The organism is Streptomyces sp. NPDC059743 (assembly GCF_042732975.1).
In the GTDB taxonomy this organism is placed as follows: Bacteria; Actinomycetota; Actinomycetes; order Streptomycetales; family Streptomycetaceae; genus Streptomyces.
Genome location: NZ_JBHWGS010000004.1, coordinates 48,395 through 62,565, shown reverse-complemented (window position 1 = coordinate 62,565; position 14,171 = coordinate 48,395). Strand labels below are relative to the sequence as shown.

At 70.6% G+C, this 14,171-nt stretch carries 11 protein-coding genes; 7 read left to right on the top strand and 4 right to left on the bottom strand.

Going from position 1 to position 14,171, the window contains the following annotated elements; translation table 11 throughout:
• Window positions 1-363 precede the first annotated feature (363 nt).
• Both ACFV6H_RS08480 and ACFV6H_RS08475 read right to left on the bottom strand, forming a co-directional pair.
• Entirely contained in the window at window positions 364-2,256 is a 1,893-nt protein-coding gene (locus ACFV6H_RS08480; protein WP_385539879.1) for an AAA family ATPase, read from the bottom strand.
• A 366-nt stretch (window positions 2,257-2,622) separates the two neighbouring features.
• On the bottom strand, window positions 2,623-3,252 hold the full coding sequence (locus ACFV6H_RS08475; protein WP_385539877.1) for a uridine kinase: 630 nt from the start codon (window positions 3,250-3,252) through the stop codon (window positions 2,623-2,625).
• A gap of 215 nt (window positions 3,253-3,467) precedes the next feature.
• Between ACFV6H_RS08475 and ACFV6H_RS08470 the strand changes: the two genes are divergently transcribed.
• Window positions 3,468-4,838, top strand: a complete 1,371-nt coding sequence (locus tag ACFV6H_RS08470) for a peptidase C39 family protein (protein ID WP_385539875.1) — start codon at window positions 3,468-3,470, stop codon at window positions 4,836-4,838.
• Window positions 4,839-5,013: 175 nt separating this feature from the next.
• The gene (locus ACFV6H_RS08465) at window positions 5,014-5,706 is read left to right on the top strand and encodes a TetR/AcrR family transcriptional regulator (protein WP_385539873.1); all 693 of its coding nucleotides are present in this window, start codon (window positions 5,014-5,016) and stop codon (window positions 5,704-5,706) included.
• A 77-nt stretch (window positions 5,707-5,783) separates the two neighbouring features.
• Here the strand turns inward: ACFV6H_RS08465 and ACFV6H_RS08460 are convergent, their stop codons facing one another.
• A complete protein-coding gene (locus ACFV6H_RS08460; protein WP_385539871.1) occupies window positions 5,784-7,022 on the bottom strand; it encodes a glycoside hydrolase family 18 protein in 1,239 nt (412 codons plus the stop codon).
• A 329-nt stretch (window positions 7,023-7,351) separates the two neighbouring features.
• Between ACFV6H_RS08460 and ACFV6H_RS08455 the strand changes: the two genes are divergently transcribed.
• On the top strand, window positions 7,352-8,524 hold the full coding sequence (locus tag ACFV6H_RS08455; protein ID WP_384976347.1) for an acyl-CoA dehydrogenase family protein: 1,173 nt from the start codon (window positions 7,352-7,354) through the stop codon (window positions 8,522-8,524).
• 55 nt (window positions 8,525-8,579) lie between these two features.
• On the opposite strand, the gene ACFV6H_RS08450 is transcribed toward ACFV6H_RS08455, so the two are convergent.
• On the bottom strand, window positions 8,580-8,978 hold the full coding sequence (locus tag ACFV6H_RS08450) for a hypothetical protein (protein ID WP_384777024.1): 399 nt from the start codon (window positions 8,976-8,978) through the stop codon (window positions 8,580-8,582).
• Window positions 8,979-9,182: 204 nt separating this feature from the next.
• Here ACFV6H_RS08450 and ACFV6H_RS08445 point away from each other — a divergent pair, with 204 nt between their 5' ends.
• The 4 genes from ACFV6H_RS08445 to fxsA all read left to right on the top strand — a co-directional run bounded on the left by ACFV6H_RS08445 (window position 9,183) and on the right by fxsA (window position 14,010).
• Window positions 9,183-9,623: an Lrp/AsnC family transcriptional regulator gene (locus ACFV6H_RS08445; protein ID WP_066956527.1), complete on the top strand. Its 441-nt coding sequence runs from the start codon at window positions 9,183-9,185 to the stop codon at window positions 9,621-9,623.
• Window positions 9,624-10,220: 597 nt separating this feature from the next.
• Window positions 10,221-11,837, top strand: a complete 1,617-nt coding sequence (locus ACFV6H_RS08440) for an amidohydrolase (RefSeq protein WP_385539868.1) — start codon at window positions 10,221-10,223, stop codon at window positions 11,835-11,837.
• Window positions 11,838-12,569: 732 nt separating this feature from the next.
• On the top strand, window positions 12,570-13,355 hold the full coding sequence (locus ACFV6H_RS08435) for a polyprenol monophosphomannose synthase (RefSeq protein WP_093603272.1): 786 nt from the start codon (window positions 12,570-12,572) through the stop codon (window positions 13,353-13,355).
• A gap of 46 nt (window positions 13,356-13,401) precedes the next feature.
• Window positions 13,402-14,010 carry an FxsA family membrane protein gene (gene fxsA / locus ACFV6H_RS08430; RefSeq protein WP_385539866.1) on the top strand — a complete coding sequence of 203 codons (609 nt, stop codon included), beginning with the start codon at window positions 13,402-13,404 and terminating at the stop codon, window positions 14,008-14,010.
• Window positions 14,011-14,171 lie beyond the last annotated feature (161 nt).

The following is a 14,171-nucleotide window of genomic DNA, read 5'->3' as shown; positions in this document are numbered from 1 at the left end:
CCGGCGGGGGCCGCCGTGCCGGCGGGGGCTTTACGCGCCTGGCGGCGCGGGGTGCGGTGTGTGGGTGGTGCGGGTGTCGGGGCCTCCGGAGGTACATGTCCGGACGGCATGATTTACGCCGCGTGCGGGTTTCGTTGTTGGGTGCGGGCCGGTGTGCGGCACAAATCACGCTTTAGTGTCCGGACACGCACCTCCTACGACCCCGACCCCCTCCCGCCCGTCGCCCTCCGCGGCTCGTGCCGGGCCCGCCTATCCAGCCCGTCCGGCGTTTGAGGACGGAACCGCCCACCCCGGCATCGGGCTTCCGGACAGTGCGGGTGCGCCCGGCCGGGCCGATCCGTGACGGGCCCCGTCCACGGCCCCCTAGGCGGGCGGCGGCGCCGTGCCTCGGCCCGAGAGCACCTCTCCGTACGCCTGCATCAGGTCCGGTAGGCGTAGCGTCGCCAGGTCGTCGCGGGTAGGGGTGCCGGTGTAGCCCGAGAGGCGTAGATCCCGGTACGCGCAGCTTTTCTCGTACAGCGTGCGGACAAAGCGGCCGTTGCCCAGCTCGTCGATCCAGCCCTGGTCCACGACGTGCCCGCTGATCGACAGCAGCTCGTCCACGGACTCCTCGTCCCAGAGGTCGCCGTTCTCCGAGGCCAGTACACGGCCGATGGCGGTCAGTTCCAGCGGACGGTAGCTGGGGAAGTCGACTCGGCTGGTGAAACGGGACGAGAGGCCCGGATTGGTGGCGAGCAGCCGGTCCATGCCCTCCGGATAGCCGGCGAGGATGACCACGAGATGGTCCCGGTTGTCCTCGGCGCGCTTCAGCAGCACCTGGAGGGCCTCGTCGCCGTACGCGTCGCCCTTGGTGTATCCGGAGTTGGAGAGGCTGTACGCCTCGTCGACGAAGAGCACACCGCCGATCGCGGAGTCGATCAGCTCGTTCGCCTTGACCGCGGTCTGTCCCAGGAACTCGCCCACCAGATCCGCCCGCTGGGCCTCGACCAGATGGTCGCCGCCGAGCAGCCCGAGGGCGTAGAAGATCCGGCCGAGGATGCGCGCGACGGTGGTCTTGCCGGTGCCGGAGGGGCCGGAGAAGACAAAGTGACGTTTCGGCGGCTGGACGGGCAGGCCCTCGCCGGCCCGTAGCCGGGCCATGTTGAGCTGCGCGGAGATCGCCTTGACCTGGCGTTTCACCGGCTCCAGACCGACCATCCGCTCCAGCTCGGCCAGCGCCTCGGCGAGCAGCGCCGGATCGGTCGGGCCCTCCGGGAACCTGGGCTGGGCCGGCTGTGTGGGCGGCGGCACCTTCTCCCGTACGTCGTCGCGCGCCGGTGCCGGGACCGGGCCGCCCATCACGGGCGGGCTCTCGCGGCCGAGCAGTACGTCCGAGCCGGCCGGCTCCTCGCTCTCGCCCTGCGCGTCCGCCGCGTCCTGGCCGAAGCCCGCCAGCGCCACCGAGGCCAGTCCCACCGGGTCGTCCGGCCCTTCGTAGCCGTCGAAGTCGGTGATCGCGGCCAGCCGGGCCGCCGTGTCCATGAACGCCGGATCGAGCCGGTGCACGGCCCGGTAGAGAGGTAAGGCGGCGGCGCTGCGCCCGGTGCCCTCATGGGCGCGGGCCAGCCAGTACCGCAGCTCCTTGCGCTGGGGCTGCTCGCTGCGGCAGCGCATCAGTGCGGTGGACAGCAGCGGCAGGGCCTGCCCGTACATCTCCAGCCGGACCCGGGCCATCCCGCCGAAGAGGCCCGCCTCGATGCCCAGCAGCGGATCGTTGACGAGCGGCTCGGTGTGGCGTACGAGCTGGTCCCAGTCCTTGACCAGATAGGCGCGGCAGGCGTGCAGGAACCGCACCTGCGGATCGGCGTCCACGGGCGGCAGTCCCGCCAGCGCCCGGTCCAGCTCCGGTACATGCCGGCCGTCCAGCCAGTGCGAGGCATGGGCGAGCAGCAGATCGCGCCCGTTCTCCAGTACGGGCTGGACCCACCAGCCCAGCCAGTACCAGGAGTTGAGAGTACGGCGATGGCGGGCGCGCTGCTCACCGAAGCGGTCGCGGTGGCGGTACATGTGCAGCAGCGCGGTGGTGGTGTCGATGCGCAGCGCGTGCAGCCCGAGCCAGCCGTCGGCCATCCCGGGATCGAGCCGTACGGCGGTCCTGAACTCCTCCTCGGCCTGGGGATAGGCCCCCATCGTGTACGCGTCCACACCGCGCGCCCACGCGAGGTCGGCGGGAGCGGCGGCGCCGCCCTGTGTGCCGATGCCGCTGCCGCTCTCCATCAGCCTTCCCCCACAACAAACCGTGCCCCCGGATTGTCCCGCCGGGCGGGCGCCCGTCGGCAGCGTGCTGAACCACCTTCTGGCGGACGGGAATTGACCGTACCGAAAGGCATCGTACCTGCGCAGAGGGTGTGCGACTAAGGGCACCACTCAGAGGCCACAGCAGTGACCGAGGGTGAGCGGGCGAGGATACGCGCGAGCCGGAAACCGGCGAAGAGGGCAGAACGAAGCCCCCGATCACGGGGGAACAACCGGGGGCTTCGCGTCTGCGGCGACTCCGAAAAGCCGCACATTGAGAACGTAAGACCTGTCCGGCCCCTCGGTCAAGCGGAGTTGGACACTCGTCCGGGGTCGATTTCCGACTGCTCAGTATGGCGGCCGAAACTGATCACCGTGGGTGATGGTCCGGTCCTGCATCGCGGTCGAAACGGGCCCCGGGAGCATCATGTATCCCTCTCGCACCTCCCGCACCAGCGCATTCGCGAAGGGCCGGGACGGGTCCGCCAAGAAATGGCGAGTCTCCGCCGTTGTCCAGCCGTCCCAGAAAACGGACAGCCCGGGACCGTCGCGCCGCCGTCCCCGCTCCCAGGACTCCTCGGCGGCCCGTTCCATCCAGAGCAGCCGGGCGAGATACGGCCGCAGCGCCCGGCGCCCGGCTCCCACGCCCTCGATCAGTACGACAGGATCCGCGGGCAGCTCACGCGGCTCGATGAAGCGCCGCAGTGTCCAGTCGTACGCCTCGTAGCGCGCCGTCGCGCCCCGCCGGAGCGGCTCGATGATCCGCTCCGTCAGCCGCTCCGTCCACGCGAACAGCTCCTCGTGCGAGGCCAGATCGTCCAGACGCAGTACGGGCGCGCCGCCGAGTGCCGTCGCGAGACGCCCGGTGAAGGTGCTCTTGCCTGAGCCCGCGTGACCGTCGACCGCGATCAGCCGGACGGGCCCGCAGGAGGGCGGCAGGGCGCGCAGGGCAGCGGCGGCCTCGGTCAGGTCGGTCATCCGCCCAGCCTACGAGGTCCCAGGTCACGCCAGTGGTGGAGACCAATATTGATAGGGCGACGCGAGGCGGATCGCTGGCAGAAGCCCGTCACGAACCGAGATAGTGGCGACTGCCGGGCAGTCGCCGGCTCTTCCCGATCCTTCATATCTCCCGGCCCTTCGTATCTCTCCGCTCTCTCCGTTCTCCGCTCTCCCCGCCTTCGACCGGAGGTCCCGTGACCAGATCCACCTCGCGCCGATCCGTGCTCGCCGCCGCTCTCGCCGCCGCCGGTGCCGGAGCGGTCTCCGCCGTCCCGGCGGCAGCGGCAGCAGCCGGCTCCTCGGCCCCGACCGCTCCCGACCGCGCCAGGCCTCTCGTGGACAACGCCTTCTGGACCTCGTACACCGACTGGCGCTCCGGCGGGCACGAGGGCACCCGGGCCGTGTCCGGCAGCCGGCCCGCACTGGTGATCGGCGCTCCGGCCGGCCGTACGGACTATTCCGATCCGCACACCGGGCAGATCACCACCTGGGAGTACGCGACCTGGACCTCGCCCGTACGCCGCTCGAAGGTCCCGGCCACCGAGGTGATCGCCTCCTGGAACGCCACGACTCCCGTCGGCACCTGGCTCCAGATCGAACTGCGCGGCCGGTACTCCGACGGCACCGACACACCTTGGTACGTCATGGGCCGCTGGACCGCGGGCGACGCCGCGGACGACATCCGGCGCACCTCCGTCGACGGCCAGAGCGACGGGCGCAGCACCATCTGGACCGACACCTTCTCGGTGGACGAGCCGGCGAGCGGACTGCGTCTGGACTCCTACCGGCTGCGGCTCACGCTCTACCGCACGCCCGGCAGCCGGTTCACTCCGGTCGTCCGCCGGGCCGGAGCGATGGCCTCGGACATCCCGGACCGGTTCACCGTCCCGGCCTCCGTGCCCGGGCTCGCCCGTGAGCTGACCGTGCCGCGCTACTCGCAGAACATCCACGCCGGGCAGTATCCCGAGTACGACAACGGCGGCGAGGCCTGGTGCAGTCCCACCTCCTCGCAGATGATCATCGAGTACTGGCGGCGCGGGCCCAGCGCCGAGGATCTCGCCTGGGTCAATCCCGAGTACGCCGATCCACAGGTCTGCCACGCGGCCCGGTTCACCTACGACTACCAGTACGGGGGCTGCGGCAACTGGCCCTTCAACGCCGCCTACGCGGCCACGTACCGGGACATGAGCGCGGCCGTCACCCGGCTCGGCTCGCTCACCGACGTGGAGACCCTGATCCGCGCGGGCATTCCCGTCATCACCTCGCAGTCCTTCCTCAAGGAGGAGCTGACGGGAGCCGGTTACGGCACCTCGGGCCATCTCATGACCGTGATCGGCTTCACGGCCGACGGCGATGTGATCGCCAACGATCCCGCCTCGCCCGACAATCCCGCCGTACGCCGGATCTACCGCCGTGCGGAGTGGGAGACGATCTGGCTCCGTACCAAGCGGTACAACGCCTCCGGCAATGTGGCGTCCGGCACCGGCGGTGTCTGTTACGTCTACTGGCCCGCCGCGCCGTCCACGGTCCAGCGGCGCGCCCTGCGGGCGGTGGGCCTGCTCTGACCGGCCAGGCCCTGTCCGGATGGACGGCCGGGCCCGGCGGCGGAGACGTTCCGCTTCGCCTCCGGGCCACCGGCGCCGGGCCGCCGTGGTCACTCCGTGAGACGGTCTGCTCTCTCTGCAATACTGCGGGAAATCTTGCGGGAATCCCGTGGCAGCCGGAGACCAGGACGCGAATGTGAACCGTAGTCAACAGCGTGGCACCTCCGCGCGATCGCAGGCGCGGCGCTCCGAACTCATCGCGACCGGCCGGAAGTTGTTCGCCAACACCTCGTACGACGCGCTGTCGATGGACGACATCGCCCAGCACGCCGGTGTCGCCAAGGGCCTGATCTACTACTACTTCAAGAACAAGCGCGGCTACTACCTCGCCATCGTCGAGGACTCGGTCGCCGAACTGGTCACGCTCGCCGCCGCGGGCAGTGCCGAACTGCCGCGTACGGAACGGATCCAGCGCACGGTCGAGGCCTACCTCCGCTTCGCCCAGCAGAACGAGGCCGCGTACCGCACCATCATCACCGGCGGCGTCGGCTTCGACACCCAGGTGCAGGCCATCCGGGACGCCGTACGCACCGGTCTGGTCATCACGCTCGCCGAAGCCGCCTACGGCAGGAGCGACATCCCGGCGATCGCCCGGCTCGCGCTGCTCGGCTGGCTCAGCAGTGTCGAGTGGCTCACGCTGGAGTGGCTGGGCCACCAGGAGCTGACGCTGGAGATCCCGCGCGATCTGCTGGTCCGTATGCTGCGCCACACCCTCAACACGATCGAGGAGTTCGCGCCGGAGTGCCCGGCGCCGCCGCCGGACCTCGCCTGGCGCCCGTTCACCGGACGGGAGGAGCAGCCGGAACAGCCGGAACCGCCGCGGATATGACGCCGGGGACGGGGGCCGAGCAGCCACCCCGCCCCCGGCGAGCCATGAGAGTCCCTGCTGAACAGGGACTACAGGAACTAGTCGATGGACTTGATCAGTTCACCGTCGGTGGTGTCGCCGCTCAGCTCCCAGAAGAACGTGCCGCCCAGGCCCTGCTGGTTCTTGTACGCCATCTTCCCGGCGATGGTCGCGGGCGTGTCGTAGCTCCACCACTGGTTTCCGCAGAAGGCGTACGCCGTGCCCGCGACCGTTCCATTGGCCGGGCAGGAGTTCTTGAGGACCTTGTAGTCCTCGATACCGGCCTCGTAGGTGCCCGGCGCCGCGCCCGTCGCCGTACCGCCCGGCTCCTTCTGTGTCACACCGGACCAGCCGCGCCCGTAGAAGCCGATACCGAGCAGCAGCTTCTCCGACGGGATACCGAGTCCCTTGAGCTTGCTGACCGCCGCGTCCGAGGTGAAGCCCTCGGTCGGGATACCCGGGTAGGAGGTCAGCGGCGAGTGCGGGGCCGTGGGGCCCTGGGCCGCGAAGGCACCGAAGAAGTCGTAGGTCATCGGGTTGTACCAGTCGAGGTACTGCGCGGCGCCCGCGTAGTCGGCGGCGTCGATCTTTCCACCGTCGGAGCCGTCGGCCGTGATGGCCGCCGTCACCAGAGCGCCGGACCCGAACTCGGTGCGCAGCGCGGACGCGAGGTTCCTGAAGGCGTCACGGCCGCTGGTGTCGCAGGTCAGACCGCAGGCGTTGGGGTACTCCCAGTCGATGTCGATACCGTCGAAGACATCGGCCCAGCGCGGGTCCTCGACCAGATCGCGGCAGGACTGCGCGAAGGCGGCCGGATTCTGTGCCGCCTGGCCGAAGCCGCCGGACCAGGACCAGCCACCGAACGACCAGATGACCTTGAGACCGGGATGGAGCGCCTTGAGCTTGCGGAGCTGGTTGAAGTTGCCGCGCAGCGGCTGGTCCCAGGTGTCGGCGACGCCGTCGACGCTCTGCTCCGCGGTGTACGCCTTCTCGTAGTCGGCGTACGAGTCGCCGATGGCGCACTTTCCGCCGGTCACATTGCCGAAGGCGTAGTTGATGTGGGTGAGCTTGCCGGCCGAGCCGGAGGTCTCGATGTTCTTGACGTGGTAATTGCGGTCGTAGACACCCCAGTTGGTGAAGTAACCGACGACCTTGTCGCCTGCCGCTGTGGGGGCGGCGGAGACGGTGGTCTCATCGGCCGAGGCGCTGCCGGCCAGCAGCGTCACGCCGAGTACGGCGGTGCACGCGGCGGCGATCAGCGCCCGGAACCGGGCACGGGAGCGGTGGAGCCTGAGCATGGAATCTCCTCGTGGGGGAGGAAGAAACGAGTGGGGGGAGAGTGACATGAACGCGTTGGGAGGGAACGTTAGAAGGACTAGACCAGTGGGTCAATGGTTCGGACCAGGTTCGGCCCTGCGGTGAGCTTCCGTCGGCCCGTGACGGAACGCCGCTGATCGGGCATACTCGACGCGCCACAACCGCTGGTCAGCCGCTTCCGCGATCCGGGAGGGCAGCATCGGTTCGGCAGAACTGCCGTCCGGGGGCACCCCCGGACTCCAGCCGGCGCCGCCGCCCACACCCTGCGCGTGCGACCGCCGTAGTGCCCGACAGGGAGGAGAGCGCCGCCATGCCCGACCGCGCCCCGCGACCGGTGGACAGGCAACTGCCCACCGAGGAGTCCAAGGACCTCGTCGCCCTCGTACGCGACATCATCGAGCGGGAGATCGCTCCCTGGGCGGCCGAGGAGGAGGAAGCGGGACACTTCCCGCGCGAACTCTTCACCCTGCTCTCCGAGTCCGGCCTGCTCGGCCTTCCCTACGACTCCGCCCACGGCGGCGGTGACCAGCCGTACGAGGTCTACCTCCAGGTACTCGAAGAACTGGCCGCGGCCCGGCTCACCGTCGGCCTCGGCGTCAGCGTGCACTCCCTGGCCTGCCACGCCCTCGCCGGCTACGGCACCAAGGAGCAGCAGGCCCAATACCTTCCCGCCATGCTGAGCGGCGGCCTGCTGGGCGCCTACTGCCTCTCCGAGCCCGCCTCCGGCTCGGACGCCGCCTCGCTGCGTACGAAGGCCGTACGGGACGGCGACGAGTGGGTGATCACCGGCACCAAGGCCTGGATCACCCATGGCGGGATCGCGGACTTCTACACCGTGCTGGCCCGCACCGGCGAGGAAGGCGCCCGGGGCATCACGGCGTTCCTCGTACCGGGCGACGCGCCCGGCCTGAACGCGGCGGCTCCCGAGAAGAAGATGGGCATGAAGGGCTCGCCCACCGCCCAACTCCACTTCGACGGCGTACGGGTGGCCGACGGCCGCCGTATCGGCGAAGAGGGACAGGGCTTCGCGATCGCCCTGTCGGCGCTCGACTCGGGCCGTCTCGGGATCGCCGCCTGCGCCATCGGCCTTGCCCAGGCCGCCCTGGACGAATCCGTCGAATACGCCACCGGGCGACGGCAGTTCGGCAGACCCATCGCCGACTTCCAGGGACTGCGCTTCCTGCTCGCCGACATGGCCACGCGGATCGAGGCGGGACGCGCGCTCTATCTCGCCGCCGCCCGGCTCCGCGACGCGGGTCGGCCATTCTCCCAACAGGCCGCCATGGCCAAGCTGTTCTGCACGGACACCGCGATGCAGGTCACCGTCGATGCCGTACAGGTCCTCGGCGGCTACGGCTACACCGTGGACTTCCCGGTGGAGCGCTTCATGCGCGAGGCGAAGGTGCTCCAGATCGTCGAGGGCACCAACCAGATCCAGCGCATGGTGATCGCCCGTCATCTCGCGGGCCCGGAAACACGCTGATCCGGCTCCCCGGCACGCTCTCCGACGAACGGTCAGCGTGCGCGCCGGGGAGACCTCAGGCGGCGTGCCGCTGGACGCTCGGCACCTTGAACGGGCGCGAGCCCGGTCCGCCGACGTGCGAGAACGGCTGCGTCCGCCAGTTGAGCCCCTGAGGGAGCGTCAGAAGCAGCGCGGTGTCCTGCTCCTGGGCCTCGGACGTCTCGTCGGCGGGACGGGCGTCCGACGCCGAACGGCCCGTACCGGCACAGACGGAGAGTACGAACGGGTTCCACGGAGTGGGGCACAGAGCGTGCTCCGGCAGGACGTCCTCGTCCGCCAGCAGCGCGATCGGCTGCGCACAGTCCGGGCAGACGACCCGGTACATCTCGAAGGTGTCGTAGAAGTCGATGTCGTCGGCGTCGACGAGATCAACAGGCTCCGGTTCGGTACGTCCGGCGCGCTTCAGGCTCTGCATGGAGACATTCCCCCTCGGGTGGGCCGACCAGGCACTTGTGGTCTCGACCACAGCAAGCAATTCCCGTCGCACGAGCCAGGTAACCGTAAGGTCTCGAAGGACCGCGCCAGAGACCTGTGGTCTTCGTCACATGCCGCCCGCAGGTGCGCTTCGGCTGATTCACCGACTGTGCCTGAAGTGACCTGGGGCAATAGGTTGATCCGTATGGAGGAGCTGGATCGTCAGATCGTGGAGTTGCTCGTCAACGACGGCCGGATGAGCTACACAGACCTGGGCAAGGCCACCGGCCTGTCCACCTCGGCCGTGCATCAGCGCGTACGCAGGCTGGAGCAGCGCGGAGTCATCCGCGGCTACGCGGCGGTCGTCGACCCGGAGGCGGTCGGCCTGCCGCTCACCGCGTTCATCTCGGTGAAACCGTTCGACCCGAGCGCGCCGGACGACATCGCGGAACGGCTCGCGGGGATCCCGGAGATCGAGGCGTGCCACAGTGTGGCCGGGGACGAGAACTACATCCTGAAGGTCCGGGTCCCGACGCCACTGGAACTGGAACACCTCCTCACCCGCATCCGCTCCTTGGCGGGAGTCTCAACCCGCACGACGGTGGTCCTGTCGACCCCTTACGAGTCGCGCCCGCCCTCTTTTTGAGGGCTCGGTTCGCCTCCGGAGCGCCTTATGTCGGTGCCGACGGTCGACCGTGCTCGACCCTTCGTTCCTCAGGGCCTCCGCGCGCTCTCTCTTTCGGCACCGACGCGCCCCTTCGGCTCACTCGCCGGCGGCCGTGCGCAGCCAGAACGTCTCCGTAGCCCGGTCCCGTCGGGCTGGCCGGTTCGTCCTCAATCGCCGGACGGGCTGGTTTTTCCGGCCTGCGGCCGGAGTACGGCGAGGGGCTGGCCTCTACCGAGCGGGCACCCGGCGCCGGGGTCGGCGGTTCCGTCCTCAAACGCCGGACGGGCTGGATATGCGGGCCCGGACCGGGCGGAAAGCCAGGGGCCGGCGGGAGGGGGTCGGGGTCGGAGGAGGTGCGTGTCCGGACACTAAAGCGTGATTTGTGCCGCACACGAAACCCGCACCAGACAACCGACCCGCACGCGGCGTAAATCATGCCGTCCGGACATGTACCTCCGGAGGCCCCGACACCCGCACCCACCACCGCACCGGCCCCCCGCCGGGAGGCGCACCGCGCCGCAGGCGCGTAACGCACCCCGCGCCGGGCCCCGCGCCGCCCCGCGCGACACTGGTCCCATGACCACGCGCACCCTCCTCCTCCGCGGTGGAGAAGTTCACAGCCCCGCCGACCCCTTCGCCACCGCCATGGTCGTAGAACGCGGCCATGTCGCCTGGGTCGGCTCCGAAGGCGCCGCCGACGCCTTCGCCACCGGTGTGGACGAGGTCCTCGACCTCGAAGGCGCGCTCGTCACACCCGCGTTCACCGACGCGCACGTCCACGCCACCGCGACCGGCCTCGCTCTCACCGGGCTCGATCTGTCGACCGCCCGTACGCTCGGCGAGGCGCTCACGCTCGTACGGGCCCACCACACCGCCCACCCGGACAGCCGCATCCTGCTCGGCCACGGCTGGGACTCCGCGCGCTGGCCCGAGCAGCGCCCTCCGTCGCGCGCCGAACTGGACGAGGCCGCCGGCGGCCGGCCGCTCTATCTGCCGCGTATCGATGTGCACTCGGCCGTCGTGACCACCGCGCTGCTCGACCTCGTCCCCGGCGTCACCGACCTGCCCGGCTACCACCCGGACGCGCCGCTGACAGCCGCCGCGCACCACGCCGTACGCGCCGCGGCGCACGGGGCCGTCAGCGTGCGCCAGCGCGCGGAGGCGCAGCGCGCGGCGCGTCGGCGCGCCGCCTCGCTCGGTATCGGCACCCTGCACGAGTGCGCGGGCCCCGACATCTCCGACGAGGAGGACTTCGTCGCACTGCTGAGGCTGGCGGACGAGGAGCCCGGCCCCCGGGTCCACGGCTACTGGGCCGAGCCGGTCACCGACGAGAAGGGCGCCCGGCGCATCCGTGAACTCGGCGCGGCGGGCGCCGCAGGTGATCTCTTCGTCGACGGCTCCCTCGGCTCGCACACCGCCGCCCTCCGCCACCCGTACGACGACGCCGCGCACACCGGTACCGCCCATCTCGACGCCGCCACGGTCGCCGCCCATGTCACCGCCTGCACCGAGGCCGGGCTCCAGGCCGGTTTCCACGCCATCGGCGACGCCGCGATCAGCACAGTGGTCGACGGCGTACGGGCCGCCGCCGAGCGGCTGGGCCTCGCCCGGGTACGGGCCGCCCGGCACCGCGTCGAACACGCCGAGATGCTGACTCCCGGGACCATCGCCGCCTTCGCCGAGGTGGGCCTCACCGCCTCCGTCCAGCCCGCCTTCGACGAGGCCTGGGGCGGCGACGGCGGTATGTACGCACGGCGCCTGGGCGTCGAGCGCGCCCGTACGCTCAATCCGTACGCCGCGCTGCTGCGCGCCGGTGTCCCGCTGGCCTTCGGCTCCGACAGCCCGGTCACACCGCTGGATCCCTGGGGCACCGTGAGGGCCGCCGCCTTCCACCGGACGCCCGAGCACCGCATCTCGGTACGGGCCGGATTCACCGCCCACACCCGAGGCGGCTGGCGGGCCGTCGGCCGCGACGACGCGGGTACGCTCGTGCCCGGCGCCCCGGCCGACTACGCCGTCTGGCGCACCGAGGAACTGGTGGTCCAGGCCCCCGACGACCGCGTCGCCCGCTGGTCCACCGACCCGCGTTCGGGCACACCGGGCCTGCCGGATCTGACGCCGGGCCGCCCGCTGCCCGTATGTCTGCGGACCGTTGTCGCCGGACAAACGGTGTTTGTGCGACCGAACGAGTGACATGGGGACATTTCGTACGGCCGACCAGTGCTTCCCGGTCTTGGTCGCGACCTGCGGATCTTCCCCACTGACCTGGTGATTCGGGCCAACATCGCAGGTCAAACGGCTGTTGACAGTAAGCGGCCACCGGCGGGTAGGTTCGGCCGAGTCCACCACAGGACGTCCGTCCGGCAATCTCCACGCGGTCGTCGAACGCCGCTGGGTCATGGGGCGGTGTGCCGCACCGGCGCACCGCCACTGGGAGCCAGGTCCAGCACCCGCGTCTCGGGGGCGAGGGAAGGTTTCAGCCGGCCGGCGGGTGCGACCCGGGTGGGGCCCCGGCGTTCAGTAGACAACGGCTTTCGGTCGACCCGCAGCCAGCGGGTTCCAGGTCGGCCCGAAGGACGCCGGGGCACACCTTCTATTTTGAGGCTCGGTTCGCCTCCGGGCGCTTTATGCCACTGTCGACGGTCGACCGTGCTCGGGTCCCTCGTACCTCGGGACCCTCCGCGCGCTCTCCCTTTCGACAGCGGCGCGCCCTTCGGCTCACTCGCCGGCGGCCGTGCACGGCCGGGACGTGTCCGTACCCCAGGGCGGCCGAGGTGACCGGGACCCAGGTGAGGCCCACCACGGCAGCCTGGGCTACGAAGGCGCCCGGAGGCGAACCGAGCCCTCAAAAAAGAAGGGCGTGATCTGGGTCCCTGCCGCGCTCGCTATGGTGGTGCCCCTGCGTACGGCAATTAAGGGGCAGTAGTGAACGACGGCGGTCAGAGGCGGTACGGCCCGCTCGGCACGGCCTTGGTGATCATCCCGACCTTCAACGAGGCGGAGAACATCAGGTCGATCGTCTCCCGGGTCCGCGCCGCGGTGCCGGAGGCCGACATCCTCGTCGCCGACGACAACAGCCCCGACGGCACCGGCAAGATCGCCGACGATCTGGCCGCCGAGGACGGCAAGGTCAAGGTCCTGCACCGCAGAGGCAAGGAAGGCCTCGGTGCCGCCTATCTGGCGGGCTTTCGCTGGGGCATCGAGCGCGGTTACGGCGTCCTCGTGGAGATGGACGCCGACGGCTCCCACCAGCCCGAGGAGTTGCCCAGGCTGCTGACCGCGCTGAAGGGCGCCGATCTCGTCCTCGGCTCGCGCTGGGTGCCGGGCGGACGGGTCGTCAACTGGCCCACGACACGGAAGGTGCTTTCGCGCGGCGGCAGTACCTACTCACGGGTTCTGCTGGGTGTGCCGATCCGCGATGTCACCGGTGGCTACCGGGCGTTCCGCCGGGAGACCCTGGACCGGATCGGCCTCGACGCCGTCGCCTCGCAGGGCTACTGCTTCCAGGTCGATCTGGCCCGGCGCGCGGTCGAGGCGGGCTGTCATGTGGTGGAGGTGCCCATCACCTTCGTCGAGCGTGAGCTGGGCGACTCCAAGATGAGCCGCGACATCGTGATCGAGGCGCTCTGGCGGGTCACGGCCTGGGGCGTCGGCGCGCGCGCCAGCCGGCTGCTCGGCCGTGGTTCCGACGCACAGAACCGGCCGTCCTGATCACCCCCGTACGCCGTCCCGGGCCGCGCCCAGGCACACTGGGAGTATGACGACCGCGCACTCGCCCCGGACCGTTCCCAAGCGCTCCCGAGCCCGCACTTTCCTGCCGCTGGGCATCGCCGCCTGGCTGGTGCTGGAGATCTGGCTGCTGATCGTCGTGGCCGACGCGGCGGGCGGGCTGACCGTGCTGTTGCTGCTGCTGGGCGCGCTCGTGCTCGGCGCCGTGGTCATCAAGCGCGCCGGCCGCCGTGCCTTCCGCAATCTCACCGAGACCGTGCAGCGGGCGCAGAAGCAGCAGGCCGAGCACCCGGGCGAGCCCGTGGTGCCGGAGCCCGCCAACGGCACTGGCGGCAACGGGTTTCTGATGCTGGGCGGCCTGCTGATCATGCTGCCGGGCCTGATCACCGATGTGGCGGGACTGCTGCTTCTCGTACCGCCGGTACGGACGAGGCTCAGCCGGTACGCGGAGCGGTCGCTGGAGCGGCGCATGGCCGCGGCGGCTCCGCCCGGCAGTCTTGGTGACGCCTTCCAGCAGGCCCGTATCCGCAGGCCGGACGGCAAGGTCGTACAGGGCGAGGTCATCAAGCACGACGAGGAGAGCCCGCGCCCGGACGACGACGGCGGAAAGGGCCCGCGCCCGCCGCTGACGCCCTGACTTCGCAGGGAAGACATCGCATGGAAAAGCCGCGGGCCGCGGCACACATGGTGTGACGCCGCCCCCGGGGCGGTGGTGTTTTGTAGCGTGTGGGTATCGATACGGTTACCCGTGAGGCGGACGAACAGCATGACCCCGGGGGGACAACCATGTTAGATGGC

What these genes read in the sequence shown, in the direction of transcription:
- ACFV6H_RS08480 (WP_385539879.1), bottom strand. Translation starts at nt 2,256, where the DNA reads ATGGAGAGCGGCAGCGGCATCGGCACACAGGGCGGCGCCGCCGCTCCC.
- ACFV6H_RS08475 (WP_385539877.1), bottom strand. Translation starts at nt 3,252, where the DNA reads ATGACCGACCTGACCGAGGCCGCCGCTGCCCTGCGCGCCCTGCCGCCC.
- ACFV6H_RS08460 (WP_385539871.1), bottom strand. Translation starts at nt 7,022, where the DNA reads ATGCTCAGGCTCCACCGCTCCCGTGCCCGGTTCCGGGCGCTGATCGCC.
- ACFV6H_RS08455 (WP_384976347.1), top strand. Translation starts at nt 7,352, where the DNA reads ATGCCCGACCGCGCCCCGCGACCGGTGGACAGGCAACTGCCCACCGAG.
- ACFV6H_RS08450 (WP_384777024.1), bottom strand. Translation starts at nt 8,978, where the DNA reads ATGCAGAGCCTGAAGCGCGCCGGACGTACCGAACCGGAGCCTGTTGAT.
- ACFV6H_RS08445 (WP_066956527.1), top strand. Translation starts at nt 9,183, where the DNA reads ATGGAGGAGCTGGATCGTCAGATCGTGGAGTTGCTCGTCAACGACGGC.
- ACFV6H_RS08440 (WP_385539868.1), top strand. Translation starts at nt 10,221, where the DNA reads ATGACCACGCGCACCCTCCTCCTCCGCGGTGGAGAAGTTCACAGCCCC.
- fxsA (WP_385539866.1), top strand. Translation starts at nt 13,402, where the DNA reads ATGACGACCGCGCACTCGCCCCGGACCGTTCCCAAGCGCTCCCGAGCC.